Source organism: Streptomyces chisholmiae (assembly GCF_031845445.1).
GTDB lineage: Bacteria > Actinomycetota > Actinomycetes > Streptomycetales > Streptomycetaceae > Streptomyces > Streptomyces chisholmiae.
In genome coordinates, this window is sequence record NZ_JAVREO010000135.1 from 1 (window position 1) to 470 (window position 470).

Below are 470 nucleotides of genomic sequence, written 5' to 3' on the forward strand. Positions count from 1 at the left end.
AGATGCAGGCGCGGGTGATCGATCGTTGCCTGCAGCTCTTCGGCGGGTACGGCTACATGATGGAGTACCCCATCGCGCGGCTCTACGCGGATGCCCGGGTGGCGCGGATCTACGCCGGGACCAGCGAGGTCAGGAAGGTGATCATCGCCAAGTCGCTGGGCCTCTGACCCGGCTTTCCCGGCGGTTGTGACGGCCGCCGGGACTTTCTTTCTCTGAGACACTTGTCACAGACGGTCAAACCAACCTACTGTGTGTTCACTAGGTTGGTTTGACGAAGGAGTCCGGTGACTTCAGTGGCAGGGGCAGAGGCGTCTTCTGGGGGTGCACGGCCCTATGAGACGCTCCTGGCCAAGGGGGAAGACCGCAGGCAGCGGATACTTTCCGTGGCCGAGAAGCTGCTGGCCCGCAATGGCTGGCGCAACACCTCGCTGGCTCAGATCGCCAGGGAAGTCGGCGTCACGCCGGCCGGT

At 63.8% G+C, this 470-nt stretch carries 2 protein-coding genes; both read left to right on the plus strand.

Annotated elements, in window-relative coordinates; translation table 11 throughout:
• Nucleotides 1-167: acyl-CoA dehydrogenase family protein (locus tag RM844_RS32450; RefSeq protein WP_311671029.1), on the plus strand; the 167-nt coding region annotated here is incomplete at its 5' end.
• Between the two features lie 216 nt (nucleotides 168-383).
• Nucleotides 384-470: TetR family transcriptional regulator (locus RM844_RS33705; RefSeq protein WP_394814656.1), on the plus strand; the 87-nt coding region annotated here is incomplete at its 3' end.